The organism is Actinokineospora sp. PR83 (assembly GCF_021056305.1).
Classification (GTDB): domain Bacteria; phylum Actinomycetota; class Actinomycetes; order Mycobacteriales; family Pseudonocardiaceae; genus Actinokineospora; species Actinokineospora spheciospongiae.
This window is the reverse complement of sequence record NZ_JAJCXD010000035.1, coordinates 84659-108232: the sequence shown is the minus strand read 5'-3', so window position 1 is coordinate 108232 and position 23574 is coordinate 84659. Positions and strand designations below refer to the sequence as shown.

The following is a 23574-nucleotide window of genomic DNA, read 5'->3' as shown; positions in this document are numbered from 1 at the left end:
GGGCGTGGGATGGGGTTGGCGATGGGTGGTGCCCACGGTTCGGACCTGAGGCTGCGCGTGCTCGAGGCGATCACCGACGGGACCCTGCGGGACCTGGACCTCGACAAGCTGTTCGAGGCGATGGTGTGGCGGGTGCGCGAGCTGTTCGCCGTCGACACCGTGACCGTCCTCCTGCTCGACGTCCGCGGTGAGCAGTTGGTGGCCAGGGCGACCTCGGGCCTGGAGGAGGAGGTCTTCCAGGGCGTGCGCATCCCGGTGGGGTCGGGGTTCGCCGGGCGGGTCGCCCGGGAGCGCGAGCCGGTCCGGCTCGACCACGTCGACAAGTCCACGGTGGTCAACCCGCTGCTGTGGGAGCGGGGTCTGCAGGCGCTGCTGGGTGTGCCCATGGTGACCCAGGGCGACGTGGCCGGGGTCCTGCACGTCGGCAGCACCACACCCCGCCGGTTCACCGACGAGGAGGTCGACCTGCTGCACCTGGTCGCGGACCGGCTGGCGATGGCCGCGCACACGCACCAGTCGCGGTCGGAGCGGGCCGCGGCCGCCATGTTGCAGGACAGCCTCCTGCCCGGCCTCCTGCCGACCTCCCCGGACTGGGACCTGGCCGCCCGCTACGTCACCGGGGCCGAGAGCGGCGTCGGTGGCGACTGGTACGACGTGTTCCACCTCCCCGGCGGGCGCATCGGCCTGGTGGTCGGCGACGTGGCGGGCAACGGGCTGCCCGCGGCCATCGTCATGGGGCGCCTGCGCAGCGCGTTGCGCGCCTACGCCCTGGAGTTCATCGACCCCGCCGAGGTGCTCAACAAGCTCGACCGCAAGGCCACCCACTTCGAGGGCCACGGCATGGCCACGGTCGCCTACGCGGTCGTCGAGACGGCGACCGGCCGCATGGACCTGGCCCTGGCGGGCCACTACCCGCCCCTCATCGCCGTGCCGGGGCGGGAGACCGCGTTCATCGACGCCCCGCTCGGCCCGCCCGTCGGCTACGGCCTGGCCCTCACCGGGCGCCGCAGCGCCCGCGTCGACATCCCGTTCGGCGCCCTGATCGCCTTCTACACCGACGGGCTGGTCGAGCGCCGCGACCTGGACCTGGACAGTCGCCTGGAGACCCTCCGGCAGGTGGTGACCCCGGTGTCGCCGGAGCGGGCCTGCGTCCGCATCATGGCGACCCTCGTCGGCGACCGGCCCGCCACCGACGACATCACCCTGCTCACGATCCGGCACAGGCACGCGTCCGAGCTCGACCGGCTCGCCACCGCGCCCTGAGCCCCGCCCGCGGGCCGTGCACATCGGCCGCCGTGGGAGGCTCCCCGCCGCACGAGGGGTGGGCCGGAATGCTGTCGACTCCCTTTCCCCGGGGCGCTGGGTGCGCCCCGCGCGCCCGGCTTTCGACGCCCACGTCGTCGGGCTCCGGCGGGTGGACCGGAGAAGTGCGGGAGGAATCGGAGGTGTGAATGTTATCCCTGTGGGTGACAACGAAAAAGAACTCCGGGCGAGCCACTCGGCTCACCCGGAGTTCTACCGCTTTCCGCGATCCCGTTCGGTGCGGATCACAGCGACACGGACCCGGTGTGGATCAGTTGTCCCAGTCACCCGCGCTGGAGGCGATCGCCGACGAGGAGGCGCCGTGGGGGCCCGCCACGTTCGACGACCACAGGAACGCCGCGCTCTGGTCGTCGTCGTCGTAGCCCTCGTCGTCGTAGTCCTCGTCGTCGTTGTTGTAGTGGTTGTGGTGGTGGGGGTACTCGTCGCCCGCGTAGGCCCCGACCGTGCTGCTGCTGGCACCACCCGAACCGGCGGCGGCCTGCTGGCGCAGGTAGTAGGCGTTGCCCTCGTCGTCGACGACGCTGACGACGCGGTCGGTGTACGCGCCGTTGGGGCCCGCCGCGGCCGAGCTGGCGCTGTAGTCATCCGCGAGGGCCATCCCGGCCGCACCGACCGTCAGCGGAATCGCGATGAGGCTGCCGACGACCATCCGCGTGATGCTTCGCATTGTTGTCTCCCGATGTTGTAGGTATTCAGTATTAAGTGCCGCCGTTCTCGGCCTGCGCTAATGAAACTACCTGCGGAACTCGGAGGCGCAAGTCAACTTTCCTGGTCTTCATCCGGACGTGTGAGAATCGGGTGAGGTCCTTGATCGACGTTTAACCCGCGAAAATGCGTTGCCTTCCGGATTTGCAGTACCGCCGAAGGAATGGGTCGCAGCGGCGGTGCGGACCGGGCCCGGTGACGTCGCCGCGGTACCCGGTGCCGCCGTCGCCCCGGCGCGACCGGGCGCAGGCCTGTTACCGTGCGCCCACGGCCGACCGGGTGGCTCCCCGACACCCGCGAGCCGGTGTCGTGGTCCCCGGGACGATCTGTGAGGTTGTGCGGTGGACGTCCCGGAGCCGGTCCTGTCGCCGGAGGACAGTGCCGAGGACATCTACGAGCACGCCCCCGTCGGTCACCTGTCCACCCGGCCGGACGGCCTCATCGTCAAGGTCAACACGACGCTGCTGCGCTGGCTGGGCCGCACCCGCGCGGAACTGGTCGGCAACCGCCGCTTCGCGGACCTGCTCCCGGTCGGCGACCGGATCTACCACGAGACGCACCTGTCCCCGCTGCTGCTGATGCACGGCGAGGTCAACGGCATCGCGGTACAGGTCAGGACCGCCGACGGCACCCGGCTGCCGGTGCTGCTGACCGCCACGGTCAAGGCCGACGCCGACGGCGCGCCGCTGCTGATCCGGATCACCCTGTTCGACGCGCGCGAGCGGCGGGCCTACGAGGAGGAGCTGCTGCGCGCCCGCAAGGCCGCCGACTCCGAGCGCGACCGCGTCCAGTGGCTGGCCACGACCCTGCAGAGCACGCTGCTGCCCCCGGTGCTCGCCGCACCGCCGGGCGCCGAGGTCGCCGCGCACTACCACCACGCCAGCGCCGACGAGGTCGGCGGCGACTTCTACGACCTGTTCCCGCTCACCGAGCACCGGTGGGGGCTGTTCCTCGGCGACGTGTGCGGCAAGGGCGCGGAGGCGGCGGCGATCACCTCGCTGACCCGCTACACCCTGCGCGCGGCGGCGGTCTACGACACCGACTGCGCCGCCGTGCTGACCAACCTCAACACCGTGCTCAACCAGGAGGAGGGTGGCAGCCTGGCCCGGTTCTGCACGGTCATCTTCGGCCTGCTCACCCCCGAGGGCGATGGCTACGCGGTGACCCTGGCCAGCGGCGGGCACCCGCCCGCCCTGCTGCTGCGCGCCGACGGCACCGTCGACTACCTGCCCACCCCGGGAGGGCAGCTCATCGGCGTCCTGTCGCGGGTCACCATCACCACCGTCACCGTGCACCTGGGCCCCGGCGACACCCTGCTGCTCTACACCGACGGGCTCACCGAGGCCCACACCGGCCGCGACCGGGAGCGCTACGAGGAGGTCGCCCTGCTGACCTTCGCGGCGGGGCTGGCCCCCAGTACGGCGCCCGCCGTCGTCGACGCGGTGCGCCGCCTGCTGGCCGACTTCGGCGCGGGTCTGGAGGACGACGCCGCGGTCCTCGCGATCAGCGTCCCGGCCGCCCCCGCGCCGCCGGGGTGAGGCCGCGCGGGCGATAAGTGTGCGCCCGGGTCACCTGGGTACCCGATCGGGGTCGCCGTCCTCCTCGCGTCGCGTCGGGTGTCGGTGGCAGAGAGGGGAACCATGTCGACCGCGACATACGAGCTGCACCTCGATTCGCCCGAGCCGCCTTCGCTGGGCACTGTCCGCGACTGGTCCCGCCAAGTGCTGGAGGGTCTGGACCCACTCACGCTCAGCGACGTCGAACTGGTCATCACCGAACTCGCCACGAACGCCCGCGAGCACGCCACCGGCCCGCGCAGCGTCCGCCTGGCCCGCGAGGACCACACGATCCGCGTCGAGGTGGACGACGCCACCCCGGGTGCCGTACCGGTCGAACGTGCCCTCTCCACCTCCGCCCACCGCGGCCGGGGCCTGCTGCTCGTGTCGAAGCTCTGCGACTGCTGGGGCATCCGCCGCCACCGCGCGAGCAAGACGGTTTGGGCGCGGTTGAACTTCGCCGGGTGAGCGCGGGCCGCCGCGGTGGGCCGGGCCGGACTACTTCGTGGGGGACACGATCACCGGTGAGCCCTGGGGGACCGGGAGCACCTGCACCTTGCCGTCCTTGATCGCCTGGTTCACCGCCTGCTGCTGTTGGTACTGCTGGTAGGCGACGATCCCGCCCGGGAACGACGACGCGGCCTGCTTGTCGACCTCCACCGCCTGCCCGCGCAGCTCGGCGGCCTGCTTCTCGGTGAGCCCCTGCACCAGCGCGGCCTGGATGCCCGGCTTCTGCAGCAGCACGCTGTTGATGGTGATCAGGTCCACGCCCTGGGTCAGCGAGCGCAGGATGTCCGGCAACTGCCCGAGGACGTCCTTCTCCCACTGGGCCTTCGCGGCGGTGTCGGTGTAGAGCTTCTGCCACGGGTACTTGAGGGCCTCGTTGTCGGTGGCCCGGTCGAGGGCGGCGCCGACGTAGTTGCGCAGCAGCTCCGACCAGCCCCCTTCCATCTGCTCGCCGCCGTCGGTGGGGGCGGCCTCGTACTTGTAGGCGATCAGCTCGTGGAACATCTGCAGCTTCCCGCCCGGCCAGACCTTGCCGGTGGGGTCGGTGAACTGGGTGCAGTCGGTGTTCAGCGTGAACTTCACCGTGCCCGTCACCTTGATCTCCTGCGAGTCCTGGGTGGTGGAGGTGAGCGCCGCGGCGTCGAGCCCCTCGCCGTCGCCGAAGGTGAAGTCGCGCTGCCCGGACGGGTAGTAGTAGTGGTCGTCGTTGACGTCGGAGACGTCGCGGGCGGTCTCGCACTCGACGAACTTGCGGGAGTCGAACGGGCCCGCGCCGTACTGCAGGGACACCTCGCTGGAGGTCGGGTTGGCGATGGAGCAGCCCGCCAGCAGCAGGGCCGGGATCAGCAGCGACGGGGCTAACGCGCGGGTTCTCACGTGTCGGGTCCATTCATGCGGGGTCGGGTCGCGGAGGACGGTCCGCACGTCGGCGGCGGGGGCGGAGTCGACCGCGATCACCCGGTGGCGGCCTGCGCGGCGGCTCCGGGCCCCACCTCGTACCCCCGGGTGCGGACGCGGGCCAGTGTGGCACAGGGCATGTCCGGCCCGGGGTGGATTCCGCGCACCGCCGCCCACTCGGAGCACCGGCGGCCGGCCGCGTCCGAACCGGTCCCGGGCGGGCACGGCTACGGTGGTGGGGTGTTCACCGACGAGGACCGCGCCGCCCGATCCGACCGTGCCCGCGACGCCGCCGTGGCGGCCGCGCGCGGGCTGGGGCTCACCGTGCGGGACGCGCGGGTGCTCTACGACGTGTTCTCGGTGGTCGTGCGGCTCGACCCGGCGCCGGTGGTGGCCAGGGTGCCGGTGGTCGTCCCGCGCGCGGTGACCCCCGCGGTGCAGGCGGGTTTCCAGCGGGCGGAACTCGCCGTGACGGCGTGGCTGGCCGGGCGCGGTGCGCCCACCGTCGTGCCGAGCCCGCTCGTGCCCGCCGAACCGGTGCGCCACGGCGGGTTCGGGATGACGTTCTGGGAGCGGGTGGACGGCGTCACCGAGTCCACACTGGACCTGCCGGAGCAGGTCGCGCTGACCGCCCGGCTGCACTCTGAGCTGCGCGACTACCCGGGTGAGCCGCGCCTGTTCGCGGCGCTGGGGCACGGCGTCGAGGACGGGTTCCACCAGTTGGCCGACCGCCCGGACCTGCTGGCCCCCGACGACCTCGACCGCGCCCGGCGGGAGTGGGCGGTCCTGAGCCCGCTCACCACCTCCGTGGACGCGTTCCGGGCCGAGTTCCCCGACGCCACCCTCCAACCGGTCCACGGCGACGCGCCCTACTACAACCTCATCGAGACCCCGGACCGCGTCTACTACTCCGACTTCGAGCACGTGATGCTCGGCCCGGTCGAGTGGGACCTGACCCACGTCGGTGCCGAGGCGGTGGCCGCCTACGACGCCGCGGCGGCCCCGCTGGGCCTGCGGCCGGTCGACCCCCGCCTGCTGCGGGCCATGGTGGCGCTGCGCGACCTGCAGATGCTGAGCTGCCTGGCCCTGGCGCCGGAACTGCCGCTCCTGGTCGACGGCTTGAAGCCGATGGTCGCCGAGTGGCGTGGGAGCGAGTTCGCGGGGGGTCTGGGTTGATCCCCCGAAACCACCCCGTGCTGCCGGGTCCCGGCGTGGTCGTCGCGGACGGCGGTCTGGCCACCGAGCTGGAACGGCGGGGCAACGACCTGTCCGACCCGCTGTGGTCGGCCCGGCTGCTGGTGGACTCCCCGGCGGAGGTCGTGGCCGCCCACGCGGCGTACTTCCGGGCGGGCGCGCGGATCGCCACAACGGCCAGCTACCAGGCGAGCTTCACCGGGTTCGCCGCCCGGGGGTTGGGGTTCGACGAGACCGCGGCCCTGCTCCGCCGCAGCGTCGAACTCGCCGACGCGGCCCGGCAGGAGGTCGCGGGCGACGGGGTTCAGCGCTGGGTCGCGGCTTCGGTCGGGCCGTACGGCGCCGTGCTCGCCGACGGTTCGGAGTACCGGGGCCGCTACGGCAAGGCGGTCGCGGAGTTGCGGGCCTGGCACCGCCCGCGGCTGGAAGTCCTGGCCGGGTCGGGCGCCGATCTCCTGGCGGTGGAAACCGTGCCGGACGTCGACGAGGCGGAAGCACTGGTCGACCTGGTGCGCGAACTCGGCGTGCCCGCTTGGGTGAGCTACACCGTCGACGGCGACCGCACCCGCGCCGGGCAACCGCTCGACGAGGCGTTCGCGGTGGTCGACGGTGTGGACGAGGTGATCGCGGTCGGCGTCAACTGCTGCCGCCCGGAGGACGTGTCCGGCGCGATCCGCACCGCCCGGCGAGTCACGGGCAAGCCGGTCGTGATCTACCCCAACAGCGGCGAGGACTGGACCGGCACCTGGAGCGGTGCGGCGCGCTTCGACGCGGCGGCGGCGCGGCGGTGGGCGGCCGACGGGGCGTCGGTGATCGGCGGCTGCTGCCGCGTGGGCCCGGACCTCATCACCCGGGTGGCCGACCTCCTGCGCGTCGATCAGCCCGGCTGAACGTGCGATCCCCCGACGCCGGGCATCGGGGGATCGGCTCGCGCGATGTCGTCGGGAACCGCGTGCTGCGGTCAGAAGATGAGTACCGCCAACAGGACCAGCCCGAGGACCACGGCGATGATCGTGGGGACCAGGGCGGGCGAGCGGCGGTAGTGGCTCTGCACCGTGGTGGTGCGGAACCAGCTCCCCGGCAGGCGGCGGCGGTGCTGTTGAACCCGAGGCATGTCTGCTCCAACCCTGGTGCTTTCGGACAACACGATCACAGTTCACGTACCCCGGATCGGGAACGATCACACGTGTGGGGGACCCACGAGTGCGGTCGACAGCACTGGGCGGCGTTCCTCCGGCAGGGTTGGCCTGCCCGCGGCGGGGTAGTCCTGTGGCATGGCCGAAGTGACGAGAGACGTCGATGCCCCGGTGTCCCAGGTGTGGGACGTCATCGCCGACGGGTGGAGCTACGCCGGGTGGGTGGTCGGCGCCTCGCACATCCGCAAGGTCGACGCGGGCTGGCCCGCCCTGGGCACGCGCATCCACCACAGCGTGGGCGCGTGGCCGGTGACCATCGACGACACCACCGAGGTGGTGCGGGTCGACCAGGGCCGCATGATCGAGCTGACCGCCCGCGCCTGGCCGACCGGTGAGGCACTGGTCCGGTTGGAGCTGGAGCCCCAGGGCCCGGCGCGCACGCGGATGCGGATGGTCGAGCAGGCCCGCAGCGGTCCCGCGCGGCTGCTGCCCAAGCCGGTGCAGGACGCGCTGCTGAAGCCGCGCAACGTCGAAGCGCTGAGCAGGCTCTCCGACCTCGTCCTGCGCCGCAGCGGGGACTGAGCGCACACCGTCCACAGCGCACCCGGCGCTCGTCCCGAACTCGGGGACGAGCGCCGAATCGCGTTGCGGGCAGGCGGATCAGGTGTGCAGGGCGCGCTGGACCCCGCGCATCCCCGCCCGGTACAGCGGGCCGTACCAGGAGCGGGAAGCGAGGGCGGCGCGGGCGGCGTTCGCCCCGGCGGACCCGTGCACCCCGCCGCCCGGGTGCGCGGAGGCGCCCGCGAGGAACAGGTTCTCGACCACGGTGTCCGGTCGGGACAGACCCGGGGTCGGGCGGAAGATCAGTTGCTGGTGGATGCCCGAGGTGCCCTGGTTGATGGCGCCCTCGACCAGGCTGGGGTTGGCCCGCTCCAGGTCCGCCGGACCCGCCACCGACCGGCCGATGACCAGGTCGCGGAAGCCGGGGGCGTGCCGCTCGACCAGCGCCTCGAACTCCTCCGCCTTCGCCGCCAGGCGCTCGGCGGACCACTGGTCGTCGCGCGGCACGTGGGTGTAGGCCCACGCCGTCTCGGTGCCCGCGGGGGAGCGGGTGGGGTCGGCGGTCGTCATCTGCCCGAGCAGCAGGAACGGGTGCTCGGGCACCCGGCCGCGGTCCAGGTCGTTGTTCGCCGCGGCCAGGCCGTCCAGGTCGACCCCCAGGTGCACGGTGCCCGCCCCGGCCGCGTCCCGGGAGCGCCAGGGGATCGGCTCCGACAGCGCCCAGTCGACCTTGATCGTGGCGTCGTCCCAGTCGAACCGGCGCAGGTCGCGCACCAAGCTGGCGGGCAGCAGGTCCGCGCCCACCAGGTCCAGCAGCAGCGCCGGTGCGGGCACGTCGGCCACGACCGCCCGGGTGGCCCGCACGTCCTCGCCGTCGGCGGTGCGCACACCGAGCGCGCGACCGCCCGCCACGTGCACCTTCGTCACCGGCCGACCGCACTCGACCCGCCCGCCCTTGGCCCGCAACCGGGCCACGAGGGCGTCGATCAGCCCACTCGCCCCGCCCCGGGGGACGGGGAAGCCGACGTCCTGGGCCAGCATGCTCAGCAGCCAGCCGAACACGGCGCTGCCCGCCTGGTCCGGCCCGAGGTCGGTGTGCTGGGCGTTGCCCGCCAGCAGCACCCGGGCGCCCTCACCGCCGAACACCTCCTGCCCGAACCGCCGCGACGGCATGGTCAGCACCCGCGCGTCGCGCAGCGCGCCGCCGAGGCCGAGGGTGCGCAGCAGGCCCAGCCCCGCCCGCACCGGGGGGAACGGGCGCAGCACCGCCGCCAGCAGGTCCTCGCGGATGTCGAGGTAGTGCTGGAACAACCCCCGCCACGCCTTGCCGTCGCCCGCGCTGAACGCGTCGACCGAGGCCGCCGTCCGCTCCACGTCGCGCGAGAGCACCGCCACCCGGTCGTCCGGGAAGAGGTGGGCGAGCACGTCGGGCGCGTGTTCCCAGCGCAGGCCGTGGCCCTCCAGGTCCAGCTCGCGCAGCACCGGGGACGCCGCGCCGAGCGGGTAGAACGCGCTGAACAGGTCGTGCCGGAAGCCGGGCACGGTGAGTTCGGCCGTCTTGACGGCACCCCCCGGCTCCGCCGCCGCCTCCAGCACCAGCACGTCCCAACCCGCGTCCGCCAGCAGGTTCGCGGCGACCAGCCCGTTGGGGCCCGCACCGATCACGACCGCGTCGACCACGGTTCTCCCTTCACAGGTTTCCGCTCACTGGTCGTCGCGCACCTTCCGCCGGTGGCTGGTGTCGCAGAGCGGGAAGGTCTTGCTGCGCTTGCAGGTGCAGACGGCGACCTTGAAGCGGTCGGAGTGCACGACCCTACCGTCCGGGGTGCGCACGTCGACCGGTCCTTCCACCAGCACCGGGCCGTCGAGCTCCAGGGACACCTGGCGCGTGGGCTTCATGGGGTGTTCCTCTCCCGGGAGCGGGTCACAGGGGCAGCAGGAGCGAGGTCCCGCCGGAGTTCCAGGCACCGAGGACGTGGTCGGAGAAGCCCTGTTCGAGCAGGTCGGTCGCCTGGATGCCGAAGACGACGTCTGCGGCGAGCTCCGGTTCGGCCTCGACCAGGCCGCCGACCACGTCGTGGCGGAGCACCTGCTCGTGCACGGCGTCGGCCTCGACGTGCTCGGTGTAGAAGAAGCGGCACGCGGCGGGGGCGTCGAAGCGGGCGAGGGCCTTGTCCATCCGCTGTGCGCTGGGGCCGGTGGTGATCTCGGCGGCGGCGAAGTGCCCGACGAGCGCGCCCCGCAGGCGCCGGTGCAGCCCGAACATCGACATCATGTTGACCGTGGCCAGCGTGGCCGCGGGCACGTGGTCGAGGTAGTGCAGGTAGCCCGCGTCCAGCCCGGCGGCGGTGAGCAGGTCGGCGAACAGCCGCGAGTGCATCCGGTCGGCCCGCCCGCCGCCGTACTCGTCGAACTCCACCGCCACCAGCGCGGCCTTGGCCACCCCGGACAGCCGGGGGATGACCCAGGCGTGCGGGTCGGCCTCCTTGAGGTGGTAGATCGAGCGGTGCGCGAACAGCTCGCGCATCTGCTCCCAGGTGCCGTCGGCGAGCAGGTGGTGGCTCAGGCCGCTGCCGGGCAGGTGCTCGACCAGCAGGTCGTCGAACTCGCCCGCGATGTCCGTGCCACCGCTCACCCGGTCGCGCAGCGCGCCCTCGAACAGGGCCTCCAGCCGCGCCCGGAAGCCCAGCAGCCCCGGGTCCCACTCCCACCGGGGGTCGACACCGGCGAAGGCCTGGTAGTGCAGTTCGTAGCAGAGGGTCAGGGCGAGTTGCAGGTCCGCGCCCAGCGGGTCGGCGTCACCCGGTGCCGGGAGCGCGGTCCCGGCGGGCTCCCGCAGCACCTCGGCGACGGCCTCGGACAGGGGTCCGCGCGCCGCGGGCAGTCCCGAGGTGCGCACGTCAAGGATCGTCACGGTCTCTCCAGCCCCGTCGGTGTACTCCGTCCGCAGTGGATACCCCCCGGAAGTGGGCGGCAATCGCCGAACGCGTCATGGTTTGCCCCGGGCGCAGCACGGGAACAGCCTGCGCCGCGTCACCCGTCGGTGATCACGTGGTGCCAGACCGTGCCTGCGAGTGTCGATGGCGGAACCGAGCCGCCCGATCGGGGTGTGGGTTCCGGCGCGGTCGGGTATGTCTGGTTCCGTGATGAATGACGGGGTCGACGCGGCCGAGGTGTTCCCGGAGCTGCGCACGAAGCTGCGGGTGGAGTTCTCCGACGACGACGACCCGGTGCTCATCCGCGAGGACGGCAGCGCCGTCGAGACCTGGCGGGAGAACTACCCGCTCGACGAGCGGATGTCGCGCGAGGAGTACAACCACACCAAGCGCCTGCTGCAGATCGAACTGCTCAAGTTGCAGTACTGGATCAAGGACACCGGCGGGCGCATGGTCATCGTGTTCGAGGGGCGCGACGCGGCGGGCAAGGGCGGGACCATCAAGCGGTTCACCGAGCACCTCAACCCCCGCGGCGCCCGGGTCGTGGCCCTGGGCAAGCCGACCGACCGCGAGCAGGGGGAGTGGTACTTCCAGCGGTACGTCACCCACCTGCCCACCGCCGGTGAGATCGTCATGTTCGACCGGTCCTGGTACAACCGCGCGGGCGTGGAGCGGGTGATGGGCTACTGCGACCAGGAGCAGTACGACCGGTTCATCCGCCAGGCGCCCGCCTTCGAGCGGATGCTCGTCGACGACGGGGTGCTGCTGGTCAAGCTGTGGTTCTCGGTGTCGCGGGCGGAGCAGCGCACCCGGTTCATCATCCGCCAGGTCGACCCGGTCCGGCAGTGGAAGCTCAGCGCCAACGACATCGAGTCCCTGGACCGGTGGGACGCCTACACCAAGGCGAAGGTGGAGATGTTCCGCGCCACCGACACCGCGGAGGCGCCGTGGACCGTGGTCAAGAGCAACGACAAGAAGCGCGCCCGGGTCGAGGCGATGCGCAGCGTCCTGGCCCGCTTCGACTACAGCGACCGGAACCCGGAGGCCATCGGCAGCCCGGACCCGCGCATCGTCGGCCCGGCCGCCACCCTCCTGGAGGCGGGGGAGGACGACACCGACCTGACCCCGACCCCACTCGCGGCGGCCCCCGCGGCCGACCACGGCCCCGGTGAGCACCCCGAGCGGAAAGTCCACGTGGGCTGACCGGCGGTGCGGGCCGCCGATCCGGCGATTGTCCACATGGTCCTTGTGTGGTCGGCGAATCGCACACAGCAAAGGCCCGACGCCGGGGCGTCGGGCCTTCGTCCGTCAGGAACCGGAGTCGGTCAGGGGCGGAGCCGGACCTCCGGAGCGTGATCAGTACCAGAGCTGGTTACCGCCGATGTAGCAGTCCCACATGCCGACCGGGGCGCCGTTGTTGTTGTCGTAGTTCAGGATTTCCAGGCACTTGCTGTTCTGCAGCGACCGGATGTCCGCACCCAGGGAGTACCACTTCTGGTTGGACCCACCGGTGCAGTCCCACAGGCCCACCGCGGCGCCGTTGTTGTTGTTGAAGCCCAGGATCTCCAGGCACTTGCCGTTCCAGACCGACCGCAGCTCGCCCGCCGCGGTGAAGACCCACTGCTGGTTGGTGCCGCCGTGGCAGTCCCACATGCCCGCGGGCGCGCCGTTGTAGTTGGTCCAGCTCAGCACTTCCAGGCACTTGCCGTTCATGTTCGAGCGGACGGTGTTGCCCGCGGCCTGGGTGCCCAGCGTGGTCGTGCCGCCGTTCTCCACCGCCATCGCGGGCGCCCCGACCGTCCCCACCAGCAGCGCCATGGCCCCCAGGAAAGCCACCAGCAGCAGCCGCATCCGTCGCTTCATCCGGTTCTCCTCGTGATCGTCGCGCGGCCGGGTCCTCCCCGGCCGCGGTTCACACGATGCGCGGCCGTTCGTGTGAACCTGTTGTGGATTCGTGCATTCCGCCCGTCAGGGGCGCTATCCAGTACACGTCGGCAACGGTGCTGGGGGGGCTTGCGGTGGTTCGGTTCGCTCTGCTGGGGGAGATGACCGCCGAGGTCGACGGCAGGACCGCCGACCTCGGACCGGCGCGGCAGCGGTGCGTGCTCGCCGCGCTGGCCGTCGACGCGGGGCGGGCCGTGCCGGGTGACGTGCTCGCCGAGCGCGTGTGGGGCGCGGCCGTGCCCCGGCGGGTCCGGCCGACGCTGTCGAGCTACGTCTCGCGGCTGCGCCAGGCGCTCGCGGGCACCGACCCGGTCGACATCGTGCGCCGCTCCGGCGGCTACGCGCTGGTGGTCGAGGAGACCGCGGTCGACCTGCACCGGTTCCGGTCGCTGTGCGCGCAGGCACGCGCCGAGCCGGACGACCGGCTGGCCGAGGCGGTGCTGACCGAGGCGCTGGACCTGTGGCGCGGTCCGGCGCTGGCCGGGCTGGACGGCGAGTGGGCGCTCGCCGAGCGGGCCCGGCTGCACCAGGAGCGGCTCGGCGCCGAGAGCGACCGCACCGACCTGCGGCTGCGGCTGGGCCACCGCGGCGGTCTGGTCGCCGAGCTGGCCTCCCGCAACGCCGAGCACCCGTTCGACGAGCGGATCGCCGAGCAGTACCTGCTGGCCCTGCACCGCGCGGGCCGCACCGCGGACGCCCTGGAGGCCTACCACCGGGTGCGGACCCTGCTGGCCGAGGAGCTGGGCGCCGACCCCGGCCTGCCGCTGCGCCGCCTGCACCAGCGCATCCTCGCCGCCGATCCCGCCCTCAGCGCCGAGACCACCACCCGCGACGGCCTCGAGGTGGTCCCGCGCCAGCTACCCGCCGCCCCGGGGTCGTTCACCGGCCGCGCCCGGGAACTGGCGCTGCTGGACGCGCGGCAGTCGGTGTCGGCCGACGGGCGGGCCGCGATCTGCGTGCTCACCGGCGCGGGTGGGGTCGGCAAGAGCTGGCTGGCGCTGCGCTGGGCGCACCTGCGCCTCGACCGGTTCCCCGACGGCCACCTGTTCGTCGACCTGCGCGGGTTCAGCCCGGTCGGCGAACCGCTGGCCCCCGGGGCGGTGCTGCACGAGTTCCTCCAGGCCCTGGGCGTGGACCCGGTGCGCATCCCGGCCGACCTGGAGGCGCGGGTGGGCCGCTACCGCAGCCTGGTGGCCGACCGGCGGATGCTGGTCGTGCTGGACAACGCCCGCGACACCGCCCAGGTGCTGCCGCTGCTGCCCGGCGGCGCCACCTGCGCGGTCCTGGTCACCAGCCGCGACCGGCTGGCCGGGCTGATCACCTCGGTCGGCGCCCGGCCGGTGCCCGTGCCGGTGCTCACCCGCGCCGAGGCGACCGACGTGCTGGCCGAGCACCTCGGGCGCGACCGGCTGGCCGCGGAGCCGGACGCGGCGGACGAACTGGTGGACCACTGCGCCGGTCTGCCGCTGGCGCTGGCCATCGTGGCCAACCGCGCGGTCGCCCACCCCGGGTTCCCGCTGGGCACCTGGACCGCCGAGCTGCGCGACACCGCCACCCGGCTGACCGCCCTCGACGGCGGCGAGCCCGCGACGAGCGCGGCGGCGGTGCTGTCCTGGTCGTTCCGCTCGCTGACCGACGCGCAGCAGCGGGTGCTCGGCCTGCTGGGCTGGGCGCCCGGGCCGGACATCGGCCTGCCCGCCGCCGCCCGCCTGGCCGCGCTGGACCAGGTCGAGACCCGGGCGGTGCTGCGCTCGCTGGAGCAGGTGTCGCTGGTGGAGGAGCACGTGCCCGGCCGGTACCGGATGCACGACCTGGTCCGCCGCACCGCCGCCGACCTGGCCCTGCGGGTGCACCCGGACGGCTGCCTGCGCGCGGCGGTGAAGGGGCTGGTGGAGTACTACGTCCTCGCCGCCCACGCGGCCGACCGGCTGCTGCACCCGCACCGCGAGCGCACCGACTTCGACCCGACCGCCCTGGACTGCCCGCCGCACCCGTTCCCCGACCGCGCCGCGGCCCTGGCCTGGTTCGACGCCGAGCACCTGTGCCTGCTCGCCACCCAGCAGCTCGCCGAGGACGAGGAGTGCCCCGTCGGCGCCTGGTACCTGGCCTGGTACCTCAGCACCTACCACCGCCAGCGCGGCCACCTGCACGAGGACGTCGCGGTGTGGCGGCTCGGCCTCGGCGCCGCCACCCGCCTCGGCGACCCGGCCAGGGAACTCGTCGCCCACCGCGGCCTGGGCTCGGCGTGCGCCAGGGTCGGCGCGCACGCGGAGGCGCTGGAACACCTCAACCGCGCCCTCGCCCTGGCCCGCGACACCGGGGACACCACCGAGCGGGCCCACACCGACCAGGCCTTGGCGCAGGTGTGGCACCAGCGCGGCGAGAACGAACGAGCCCTCGACCACACCAGCCGGGCCCTGCTGCGGTACGCGGCGGAGGGCGACCCGGCCCGCGAGGCCGAGGCGCTCAGCGACACCGGCTGGTACCTGGCCCTGCTCGGCCGCTACGCCGAGGGGAGGGTGGCCTGCGAGGCCGCGCTGTCCTGGTTCCGCCGCCACGGCCACCGCAGCCGCGAAGCCGCCGTCCGCGACACCCTGGGCGTCATCGCCCGCCGCACCGGCAGGCACGGCGAGGCCCTCGACCACCACCGCCACGCCCTCGACCTGCACCGCCTGCTCGGCGACAGCTACGCCGAGGCCGACGCCCTCGACCACCTCGGCCACACCCACCTCGCCCTGGGCGGGCGGGCGCGGGCGGGGGAGAGCTGGCAGCGGGCCCTGGAGCTGTACCGGTCCCAGCACCGCGAACGGGAGGCCGAACGCGTCGCCGACCACCTCGGCGCGTGACCCTCACCCCACCGGGCCGAGGCGGGGATCGACGTGGACCTTCGGCCCGGGCCCGGCCCCCACCGGGCGCCACCCGGACAGCACCCGCCCCACGTCGTCGAGCCCGACCGTGGCCGCGACCAGGCCGCGCGGGTCCACCGCCCCGGAGGCGTAGGCGTCGATCGTGGCCGCCAGGGCGGGGGACGCACCCAGGATGCCCACCGCGGTCACGTCCTTGAGCGCCAACGCCCGGGTGTCGACCGCGCTGGGCGACCCCGCCAGACCGACGTAGACCACCCGCTTGCCCGGCTCCACCGACTCGACCGCCAACGCGGGCAGCACCGGGGAGTTCGAGGCGTCGACCACGGCGTCGAACGGCACCGCGGGCAGCGCGTCGGCGGTCCACACCCCGGCGAACCCGAGGCCGCGCACGAAGGTCTGGTCCCCGCCCACCGGCCCCACCAGGTGCACCTCCACCCCGCGCGCCCGCGCGAACCAGGCGACGAGCAGCCCGATCGTCCCGGGACCGAGCACCAGGAGCCGATCACCCGCCCGCAGGTCGGCGGCCAGCACGGCGCGCAGCGCAGTGCCCCCCGGCTCCACCAGGGCACCGAGAGGGGCGTCCACGGAGTCCGGCAGCCGGTGCAGCGCGGTCACCGGAACGGCGAGCTGCTCGGCGAGGGCACCGGGGAACCCGCCCCGCACCCCGATCTCGAAGCGGTCCGCGCACACGTGGTGGCGCCCGTCGAGGCACCGGTGACAGCGCCCGCACCCGAGCATGGTGTCCCCGGTGACCCGACGCCCCAGCCACTCCGGGTCCACCCCGTCGCCGACGGCCGTGACAGCGCCGCACCACTCGTGGCCCAACCGCATCGGGTAGGCGGCGTCCCCGGTGTGCAGGTAGCTCATCTCCCCGGTGAAGAACTCCACGTCGGTCCCGCACACCCCCACCCGCTCGACGTCCACGACCACCTGCCCCACCCCGGCGACGGGATCGGGCACGTCCCGCACCTCGGCGCGGCCCGGCCCGGTGACGACCAACGCCCTCATCGAGCGCCGCTCATCCGCCGCCACCCGAGACGGTGGACATGCTCCACCAGTCGTCTTCGGGTACAGGCTGGAAGGGGAACCGGGCTGCCATCGGAGGAGCGATCAGGTTTTCCGGTTCCCCGGCCAACACCTTGCTGACAATGGTTCCGCGGACCAGACCGACGAGGAATTCCACCGCCCCGCAGTCGAACTCCTCGACGACCGGGAAGGTTTCGTCGCACCGCCAGATGCCCCCGTTGGACACGGCGACGGTCCACTCGTCGGGTGACTGGCCGGGTTGGCGGACCCAGAGCAGAAGTTCGTGTGCCGCCCGCGCCCAGGGGATCATCCCCCCGGGTTCGGGGTGGATCGGGTGCGGGACGTCCTCGGGGTGCTCGTCCCGCCAGTCGCGCAACTCGCGCATCTCGGTGCTGAACTGGTACAGGTGGTCCAGTTTGCCCGCAACGGTGTGCGGCGGCAGCACGATCGCCTCACCCAGGTGCAGGTTGGCGGCGTTGAAGGTGCCGGGCGGGAACGTGGCCGGCAACTCCTTGTAGTCCGCGGGCAGTTCCACCCCCAGGTCCGCCTCGACCGCGTCCCAGGCCACCGGCCCGTAGGCCGATCCCCGCCACCCGGTGAGGTCCACCAGTTCCCGCACGAACTCGTCCACCGCGCCGCTCCCGGTCCGCTCGCCTGTCGACGGCACCGGGAGTCGGCCGTGCCCGGGCGGACACCACCGCCCGGGCACGGCCGTACCGGAGCCGTGCCGGGGTCATGGCAGCCGACCGCGTTCCCGTTGTCAAGACCTGTGGTGCCTACCCGATCGCCTTGGTGAGGGCGGCGTAGTAGCCGTTCTTCTGGCCCGCCGCGGTGGGGTGGTAGGACTCGGCGACCGCCAGCGGGCGGATGCCGTGGATCCACGGGTTGACCGTGCACACGCCGTGCCCGGCGAACTCGTCGCGCACGTCCTCGTAGGTGAACCCGGCGCTGCGGGCGCGGTCGGCGATGATCTCGGCGAGGCTGTCGGCGGCCTTGTTGAGCGCGGTGCGCTTGGTCTGGCTGATCGTGCAGAACGCCGGGCCCGAGGCGAACAGGCGCGGGTAGCCCAGGACGACGACCTCGGCCCGGGGCGAGCGGGTCTTGATCTCGGCGTAGGTCGTGTCCAGCTTGCCGGGCAGCGCGGTGGTGGCGGTGGCCGTGGACTTGGCGATCTGGTCGGTGCACGCGGCGTCGGAGCCGAAGGTGCAGGTGGTGACCACCGAGGCGAAGCCGACGTCGTTGCCGCCGATGGAGATGGTGACCAGGCCGGTGTCGGCGGTCAGCGCCTGCACCTGCTTGCCGAGCACGTCCTCCACCTTCGCGCCCGCGCACGCGACGAACGACAGCGCCGTCCCCGGGTGCGCCTTGGCGTACAGCTCCGGGTAGGCGTTGGCGCTGCGCAGGCACGCCCCGCTGGACCCGTACGCCCCCGCGCCGTCGCCGGAGGAGTAGGAGTCGCCCAGTGCGACGTACCCCCGCGTCGCGGCGTTCGCGGGCGAGAGGCCGCCCGCGGCGACGACGGCGCCTGCCGCGACGGTGAGCGCCAGGGCCGCGGCGCTGCGGCGGATCTTCGTCATCTGCTGTTCTCCTCGGCGGTTGGTCACGTCTGTCCGATGTGATCCGGTGCACAGGATAGGCACGGGCGTCGGCGGCCCGGCATCGGCAGAACTACGTAAAAACACTCGGTCCGACGGCCTGCCCGGGTTGACGGTGACGGGGTCCACTGCGACTATTCCTAACGACTGTTAGGGAGTGTGCGATGGTTCCGGACAGCTCGATTTCGGCCACCGATGTCCTGGACGGGGTGGGTCGTTCGCGGCTCGGGGTCGAGCTGACGAGGTGCTTCGGCAGGCACCGGGAGGTGGCCGAGGCCCGTCGGCTGCTGGGCTCCGGGCGGCTCGTGACGCTGGCGGGCCCCGGCGGGGTCGGCAAGACCAGGCTCGCGGCCCAGGTGACCAGGGAAGTGGCACCCGAGCACCCCGACGGGGTCCTGCTCGTGGAACTGGCGGAGTTGCGCGACGGCGCGTTGCAGGCCGACCTGGTGGCGCAGTTGCTGGGGCTGCGCGCCCAGTCGGGCCGCTCGGCCACCGACAGGGTGCTCGACCACCTGCGTGAGCGCGCGGTGCTGCTGGTGCTGGACAACTGCGAGCACCTGGTGGACGACTGCGCCACCTTCGTCCACCAGGTGCTGACCACGTGCCCGAGGGTGGTGGTGCTGGCCACCAGCAGGCAATCCCTCGGCGTGCCGGGCGAACAGGTGCTGCGGGTGCCGCCGTTGCCGGTCCCGGGCCCCGGGGACACCTCCGACCCGGAGCGGCTGGCCCGGTACGACGGCGTGCGGCTCTTCGTGGACCGGGCCACCGCCGTGCACCCGGGGTTCCGGATCACCGAGGGCAACCGCGAGGACGTGGCGCGGCTGTGCGGGCGGCTCGACGGCCTGCCGCTGGCCATCGAACTGGCCGCCGCGCGCATCCAGGGCCTGTCGCCGCGGCAGATCGCGGAGCGGCTGGGCAACAGCCTGGCGCTGTTGACCAACGGCAGCCGCACCGCACCCGAGCGGCAGCAGACCCTGCGCACGACCGTCGACTGGAGCCACGGGCTGTGCTCGGCGGCCGAGCGGCTGGTGTGGGCGCGGCTGTCGGTCTTCGCGGGCTCGTTCGACCTGGCGGCGGCCGAGCACGTGTGCGCGGGCTCCGGGGTGGACGCGGACGCCGTGTGCGGTGTGGTCGACGCCCTGGTGGACAAGTCCGTGCTCCAGCGCGTGGAGGCCGACGACGGTGACGTCCGGTACCGGATGCTGGAAGCCCTGCGGGAGTACGGCCACGAGCGGCTGGAGCGGTCCGGTGCCCTCGACGGGGCGCTGCGGCGGCACCGGGACTGGTTCGACCGGCTCACCCACCTGGCCGACGCGCGGTGGGCGGGCCCGGAGCAGGCGCTGTGGGGGCGGCGGCTGCGGCGGGAGCAGGCGAACCTGCGGGCCGCCCTGGGCTGGTCGGTCGCCGAACCCGGGCAGGCCGGGGTGGCGCTGCGCATGGCGGCCCGGGTCGACGAGCACTGGACGCTGCTCGGCCTCGACACCGAGGCCCAGCGGTGGCTGGACCGCGCGCTGGCCGCCGCCCCTGCCGACCACCCCGACCGCCCGTTCGCGCTGGCCACCGCCGCGCTGCACGCCCTGTGGTGCTGCGACGTGGAGGCCGCGTCCGCGTCGCTGACCGAGGCCGAACACCTCGCCGCCGCGATCGGCGACGACCTGCTCACCGCGCAGATCACCAGCGTCCGCGTCCTGGAGGTGATGCTGCGCCGCGACCCCCGGGCGGCGGACCTGGCCGAGGAGTGCGTCCCCGTGCTGCGCGCCCACGGCGACCTGCGCCGCGAACTGCGGACCCTGGCGCTGCACGGCATCGTCGCCGCGTACAACGGCGACGTGGCAACCGGTCGCGAGAAGCTGCGCCGCGTGATCGCCCGCGGCGAGGCGGGCGGCGGGAGCCACTACCGCGACATGGCCCTGTTCGGCCTCGCCCTCATCGAGGTCAAGTTCGGCGACGTGGGCGCCGCGACCGCCGCGGCCCGCACCGCCCTCGCGTCGAGCACGCTGAACAGCCCGTTCGGGGACGCCTTCCACCTCGAAACCCTCGCCTGGGCCGCCTGCAAGCGCGACCAGCACGAACGGGCCGCGACCCTGTTCGGCGCCGCGGCCACCGCCTGGGAACGCCTCGCGTCCCCCATCGCGCACGTCGTGGCCCGCCCGCACCGCGAATTCACCGGGATCACCAGGGAAGCACTGGGCGACCGGCGGTTCGACAGCGCCCACAGCCGGGGGCGGGCGCTGACGCCGGAACGGGCGCGGCGCCTCGCGCTCGACGAGACCACCGAGGAGTCCCCGGCCGCCGACCCGGACCACAACCCCCTGTCCAGGCGGGAACGGGAGGTCGCCCGCCTGGTGGCGCAGGGACTGTCCAACCGCGACATCGCCGCCCGGCTCCGCATCTCACCGCGCACGGCCGAGACCCACGTCCAGCACATCCTCGTCAAGCTCGACTTCACCAAGCGCTCCCAGATCGCGGTGTGGGTCACCCTCAGACGGGACGAGGCCCCGGAAACCACCGGAGGTGACGCTCCTTCCGCGGCGTGAGTCCCCGGTCACGAGCGTTCAGCCCTCGGCAGGTGTGGGTAATTCCGTTGCCGGTATCCAGGGTCGCGGACATCCTGACCGGCAGGAGGTGGTACGGGTGCCCGGTGTCCTCGTGACCCTGTCGGTGCGCGACCTGCGCCCAGGCGATCTGGAGTGGTGTTCGTGGTCCGGCACGGCGCTGCACCTGACCCAGGTCGCGCGCGAGGTGAAGCGCGCTCGTACCGGCGTCGCGGACTACTTGGCGGTGTGTCCGCCGTCCGACTTGCCCGTGGCGATCGGTGGGGTCGACTTCGAGGTGCGCCCGGGAGCGGGAACCCTGTGGCAGCTGGCCGTGCACCCGGCGTTGCAGTCGTGCGGGATCGGCAGTCTCCTGGTTCGCGCGGCTGAGCAGCGCATCACCGCTCGGGGTCTGCGCCGCGCGGAGTTGAGCGTGGAGGAGGACAACCCCCGCGCTCGGGCGCTGTACGAGCGGCTCGGTTACACCGCCTACGGCAGTGAACCCGACGCCTGGGACGAGGAGGCCCCGGGCGGCGGGATCCGACGTTACGAGACGGTCTGCACGGTGATGCGGAAACCGTTGCCGTGACCGTTCGAGCACCGCTTCACGCCGAGGCGGTGATTCGTCGGATCCCCACCATTCCCGCGGCGATGCTGCGGGACAGGTGGAAGCCCGTGCGGTCGCTGCCGACCACGGCCCGGTCGCGGCTGGTGAACGCCAGCAGGGTGCCGTCGGGGGGACCAGGTCAGGTCGCCGCCCGCGTCCCCCGGGCCGCGGGTCAGCGGGATCATCCACTGCGCGGTCCGGTCGTACACCCCGATCGTGCAGGTGGCGAGACGGTCACCGCGTGCGTGCCGACCGCGTCGGTCACCCCCGAGACGGCCAGGGACATACCTGACCCGTTCACCGCGTTGAGCGGAATGCCGTTACCCGCCGTACCCCGGCCCGCGCGGTGGCGGACCGGGGCACGGGGTGGGTCAGGGCTTGAACAGCAGGTACTCGTAGGTGAAGCCGGAGCCGCAGTTGGAACCCTGGCGGGTGGCGGTGTAGGACCAGCCGGTGGGCGGGTAGCAGGCCCAGACCCCGTTGACCGGGATGACGATGTTGTACTCGTAGGTCAGGCCCGAGCCGCAGTTGGAACCCTGGCGGACACCGTAGTAGGTGTGGCCGGACAGGACCGTGCACATCCAGGTGCCGGTGCTGGGGGTGGCGAGGTTGTACTCCCACGACAGGCTGGAGGTGTTGCAGTTGCTGCCCTGGCGGGCGCCGGTGTAGGACCAGCCGGACGGGACGGTGCAGGCCCAGAGGCCGTTCGAGGGTGCGGTGACGTTGTACTCGTAGGAGAAGCCACCGCAGTTGCTGCTCAGGCGAACGCCGGTGTAGGTGCTGCCCGCCGGGATCGAGCACGCCCACACACCGCTGGTCCCGGCGGGTGCCGCCGACGCCGTCGCGGGCGCCAGGCCCAGGGCCAGCAGCACGACGCCGAACGCGAACCCGAGCAACCGTCTGCAACTCGACACGGGGAATCCTTCCGTCAGCGGAACGCTTGCCGGTCGAGCAAACCAGGCACCGCACCGGTGATCATCCGCCACCGGGGTGGTGCGGGCCGCCATTGGGGTGATCACGCCGGATCCCCTGCGGCAGAACAGGTTGCGCCGATCTGGCCGCTGTCGGACACCCGGGCGCATCCCGTCGCGCCGGGGTACACCCCGCGCGTTCAGGGCGCGGTGGGCGGCGGTTGTCCCGAGGCCGGGAGGATCAGCGGGGTGCGGTTGGCGAGCACGTACAGCCAGCGCCCGCCCCGCAGGTGCTGCACCGCGGCCGCCCCGGTCCGGTAGCCGTCGGGCAGGGGGTGGCGGGTGCGCAGCAGCGCGGTGCCCGTGCCGTCGGCGAACTCGACGTGGAAGCTGTTCGGGGTGCGGGCGGTGACCGTGCCGGTGCGCCAGGGGCCGCGGGCCACCCGGCGGGTCTGGGCGGCTCCGAACGCGAAGACAGCGACCATCAGGCCGCCGACGGCGGTACCCGCCGCCGAGTAGGCGATGAGCCTGCCGTGCAGGGAGTCACCCGGGGCGGTGACCTCGGTGGGGTCCTCCGGGTCGTAGAACACCTCGATGTCCTGCCCCACCCTGCCGTCGGCGTCGCGCAGACCGGTCCGGTACTCGTGCCCGCCCACGGTCAGCACCAGGTCGAGCGTGTGCCCGCCGCGGTGGCCGTGCCGGGCCTCGACGTGGGCGGTCGTGGGCTGCTTGCGGCCGTCGAACGCGGACTGGTCGGTCCACGCCCACACCAGGACGCCCAAGCCCACCGCGAACAGCACGGCGAACCCGGTGAACAGCTTGCGCCTGCGGGGCCTGCTCGCCCGGTACGCCCGCAGCGCGGCCCCGGGCAGGTCTTCCGGCGGTGGGGGTTGCTCACTCACGACCGGTAGGAGTCCGCTGCCGCCTCTTCGGTTCCCGGTCCGACGCCCCGGGAGAGGACTCCCTGCTCAGGCCGGGTGCGTGGGCGCGGGCGGTGCGTCGATCGCCTCCGCGTCCACGAGCAGCCGGTGGGCCTCGTCGTAGCGGTCCGGTGCCACCAGCAGCCGCTGCTCCACCACGCCGATCGAACCCTCCAGCGACGCGTCGTGCGCGTGGGCGAGGTGGTGGTGGATGCCCGCCTCGGCCAGCAGCGAGGCCGCGAACGACAGCAGCACGGGGTTGTTGGACCTGATGATCTCTCGCATGCCCACCTCACTGGTCGCGGTCGTGCCCGGGAGCGCCGGACCCGCTGTGGGGCCCAGGGTAGCCAATTCC

At 73.3% G+C, this 23574-nt stretch carries 23 protein-coding genes; 10 read left to right on the top strand and 13 right to left on the bottom strand.

The features are described from left to right. The first annotated feature begins 57 nt into the window (after positions 1 to 57). Positions 58 to 1263 (top strand): SpoIIE family protein phosphatase, encoded by a 1206-nt coding sequence (locus tag L6E12_RS12200; protein WP_308074734.1) that lies wholly within the window; start codon positions 58 to 60, stop codon positions 1261 to 1263. Between the two features lie 310 nt (positions 1264 to 1573). On the opposite strand, the gene L6E12_RS12195 is transcribed toward L6E12_RS12200, so the two are convergent. After that, a complete protein-coding gene (locus tag L6E12_RS12195; protein WP_236228006.1) occupies positions 1574 to 1990 on the bottom strand; it encodes a hypothetical protein in 417 nt (138 codons plus the stop codon). Between the two features lie 379 nt (positions 1991 to 2369). On the opposite strand from L6E12_RS12195, the gene L6E12_RS12190 reads away from it, so the two are divergent. Together L6E12_RS12190 and L6E12_RS12185 are read left to right on the top strand one after the other, a co-directional pair. Next, positions 2370 to 3566 carry a PP2C family protein-serine/threonine phosphatase gene (locus L6E12_RS12190; protein WP_236228005.1) on the top strand — a complete coding sequence of 399 codons (1197 nt, stop codon included), beginning with the start codon at positions 2370 to 2372 and terminating at the stop codon, positions 3564 to 3566. Between the two features lie 102 nt (positions 3567 to 3668). Beyond that, on the top strand, positions 3669 to 4052 hold the full coding sequence (locus tag L6E12_RS12185) for an ATP-binding protein (RefSeq protein WP_236228004.1): 384 nt from the start codon (positions 3669 to 3671) through the stop codon (positions 4050 to 4052). A gap of 30 nt (positions 4053 to 4082) precedes the next feature. Here the strand turns inward: L6E12_RS12185 and L6E12_RS12180 are convergent, their stop codons facing one another. After that, positions 4083 to 4967 carry a hypothetical protein gene (locus L6E12_RS12180; protein WP_236228003.1) on the bottom strand — a complete coding sequence of 295 codons (885 nt, stop codon included), beginning with the start codon at positions 4965 to 4967 and terminating at the stop codon, positions 4083 to 4085. 261 nt (positions 4968 to 5228) lie between these two features. Here L6E12_RS12180 and L6E12_RS12175 point away from each other — a divergent pair, with 261 nt between their 5' ends. Both L6E12_RS12175 and mmuM read left to right on the top strand, forming a co-directional pair. Next, on the top strand, positions 5229 to 6164 hold the full coding sequence (locus L6E12_RS12175) for an aminoglycoside phosphotransferase family protein (protein WP_236228002.1): 936 nt from the start codon (positions 5229 to 5231) through the stop codon (positions 6162 to 6164). Positions 6165 to 6181: 17 nt separating this feature from the next. Then, a complete protein-coding gene (gene mmuM / locus L6E12_RS12170; RefSeq protein WP_236228001.1) occupies positions 6182 to 7072 on the top strand; it encodes a homocysteine S-methyltransferase in 891 nt (296 codons plus the stop codon). 71 nt (positions 7073 to 7143) lie between these two features. Here the strand turns inward: mmuM and L6E12_RS12165 are convergent, their stop codons facing one another. Next, on the bottom strand, positions 7144 to 7296 hold the full coding sequence (locus L6E12_RS12165) for a hypothetical protein (RefSeq protein ID WP_236228000.1): 153 nt from the start codon (positions 7294 to 7296) through the stop codon (positions 7144 to 7146). Positions 7297 to 7456: 160 nt separating this feature from the next. Between L6E12_RS12165 and L6E12_RS12160 the strand changes: the two genes are divergently transcribed. After that, entirely contained in the window at positions 7457 to 7900 is a 444-nt protein-coding gene (locus L6E12_RS12160; protein WP_236227999.1) for an SRPBCC family protein, read from the top strand. Positions 7901 to 7978: 78 nt separating this feature from the next. Here L6E12_RS12160 and L6E12_RS12155 read toward each other — a convergent pair whose 3' ends face one another. From L6E12_RS12155 to L6E12_RS12145, 3 genes are read right to left on the bottom strand one after another with little or no spacing between them, the layout of a single operon-like run. Further along, positions 7979 to 9559: an FAD-dependent oxidoreductase gene (locus L6E12_RS12155; protein ID WP_236227998.1), complete on the bottom strand. Its 1581-nt coding sequence runs from the start codon at positions 9557 to 9559 to the stop codon at positions 7979 to 7981. A gap of 24 nt (positions 9560 to 9583) precedes the next feature. Further along, positions 9584 to 9778, bottom strand: coding sequence for a CDGSH iron-sulfur domain-containing protein (locus L6E12_RS12150; protein ID WP_236227997.1), 195 nt, complete (start codon positions 9776 to 9778; stop codon positions 9584 to 9586). A 25-nt stretch (positions 9779 to 9803) separates the two neighbouring features. Further along, positions 9804 to 10793 carry an iron-containing redox enzyme family protein gene (locus tag L6E12_RS12145; protein WP_236227996.1) on the bottom strand — a complete coding sequence of 330 codons (990 nt, stop codon included), beginning with the start codon at positions 10791 to 10793 and terminating at the stop codon, positions 9804 to 9806. Positions 10794 to 11025: 232 nt separating this feature from the next. On the opposite strand from L6E12_RS12145, the gene ppk2 reads away from it, so the two are divergent. Further along, the gene (gene ppk2 / locus L6E12_RS12140; protein WP_236227995.1) at positions 11026 to 12018 is read left to right on the top strand and encodes a polyphosphate kinase 2; all 993 of its coding nucleotides are present in this window, start codon (positions 11026 to 11028) and stop codon (positions 12016 to 12018) included. 153 nt (positions 12019 to 12171) lie between these two features. Here ppk2 and L6E12_RS12135 read toward each other — a convergent pair whose 3' ends face one another. Continuing rightward, positions 12172 to 12678 carry an RICIN domain-containing protein gene (locus tag L6E12_RS12135; RefSeq protein WP_236227994.1) on the bottom strand — a complete coding sequence of 169 codons (507 nt, stop codon included), beginning with the start codon at positions 12676 to 12678 and terminating at the stop codon, positions 12172 to 12174. A gap of 155 nt (positions 12679 to 12833) precedes the next feature. Between L6E12_RS12135 and L6E12_RS12130 the strand changes: the two genes are divergently transcribed. Then, a complete protein-coding gene (locus tag L6E12_RS12130) occupies positions 12834 to 15605 on the top strand; it encodes a BTAD domain-containing putative transcriptional regulator (protein WP_308074731.1) in 2772 nt (923 codons plus the stop codon). 3 nt (positions 15606 to 15608) lie between these two features. On the opposite strand, the gene L6E12_RS12125 is transcribed toward L6E12_RS12130, so the two are convergent. The 3 genes from L6E12_RS12125 to L6E12_RS12115 form a co-directional block, all read right to left on the bottom strand. Beyond that, a complete protein-coding gene (locus L6E12_RS12125) occupies positions 15609 to 16634 on the bottom strand; it encodes a zinc-binding dehydrogenase (protein WP_236227993.1) in 1026 nt (341 codons plus the stop codon). 10 nt (positions 16635 to 16644) lie between these two features. Beyond that, complete coding sequence (locus L6E12_RS12120; protein WP_236227992.1) at positions 16645 to 17283, bottom strand: hypothetical protein; 639 nt, start codon at positions 17281 to 17283, stop codon at positions 16645 to 16647. A gap of 145 nt (positions 17284 to 17428) precedes the next feature. Next, a complete protein-coding gene (locus L6E12_RS12115; protein ID WP_236227991.1) occupies positions 17429 to 18229 on the bottom strand; it encodes an SGNH/GDSL hydrolase family protein in 801 nt (266 codons plus the stop codon). A gap of 182 nt (positions 18230 to 18411) precedes the next feature. On the opposite strand from L6E12_RS12115, the gene L6E12_RS12110 reads away from it, so the two are divergent. After that, positions 18412 to 20784 carry a LuxR C-terminal-related transcriptional regulator gene (locus L6E12_RS12110; RefSeq protein ID WP_236227990.1) on the top strand — a complete coding sequence of 791 codons (2373 nt, stop codon included), beginning with the start codon at positions 18412 to 18414 and terminating at the stop codon, positions 20782 to 20784. 97 nt (positions 20785 to 20881) lie between these two features. Further along, positions 20882 to 21370, top strand: coding sequence for an N-acetyltransferase (locus tag L6E12_RS12105; RefSeq protein WP_236227989.1), 489 nt, complete (start codon positions 20882 to 20884; stop codon positions 21368 to 21370). Between the two features lie 389 nt (positions 21371 to 21759). Here L6E12_RS12105 and L6E12_RS12100 read toward each other — a convergent pair whose 3' ends face one another. The 3 genes from L6E12_RS12100 to L6E12_RS12090 form a co-directional block, all read right to left on the bottom strand. Continuing rightward, complete coding sequence (locus L6E12_RS12100; RefSeq protein ID WP_236227988.1) at positions 21760 to 22302, bottom strand: hypothetical protein; 543 nt, start codon at positions 22300 to 22302, stop codon at positions 21760 to 21762. Positions 22303 to 22499: 197 nt separating this feature from the next. Continuing rightward, the gene (locus tag L6E12_RS12095; RefSeq protein WP_236227987.1) at positions 22500 to 23201 is read right to left on the bottom strand and encodes a hypothetical protein; all 702 of its coding nucleotides are present in this window, start codon (positions 23199 to 23201) and stop codon (positions 22500 to 22502) included. 66 nt (positions 23202 to 23267) lie between these two features. Further along, positions 23268 to 23504, bottom strand: a complete 237-nt coding sequence (locus tag L6E12_RS12090) for a DUF2007 domain-containing protein (RefSeq protein WP_236227986.1) — start codon at positions 23502 to 23504, stop codon at positions 23268 to 23270. Positions 23505 to 23574 lie beyond the last annotated feature (70 nt).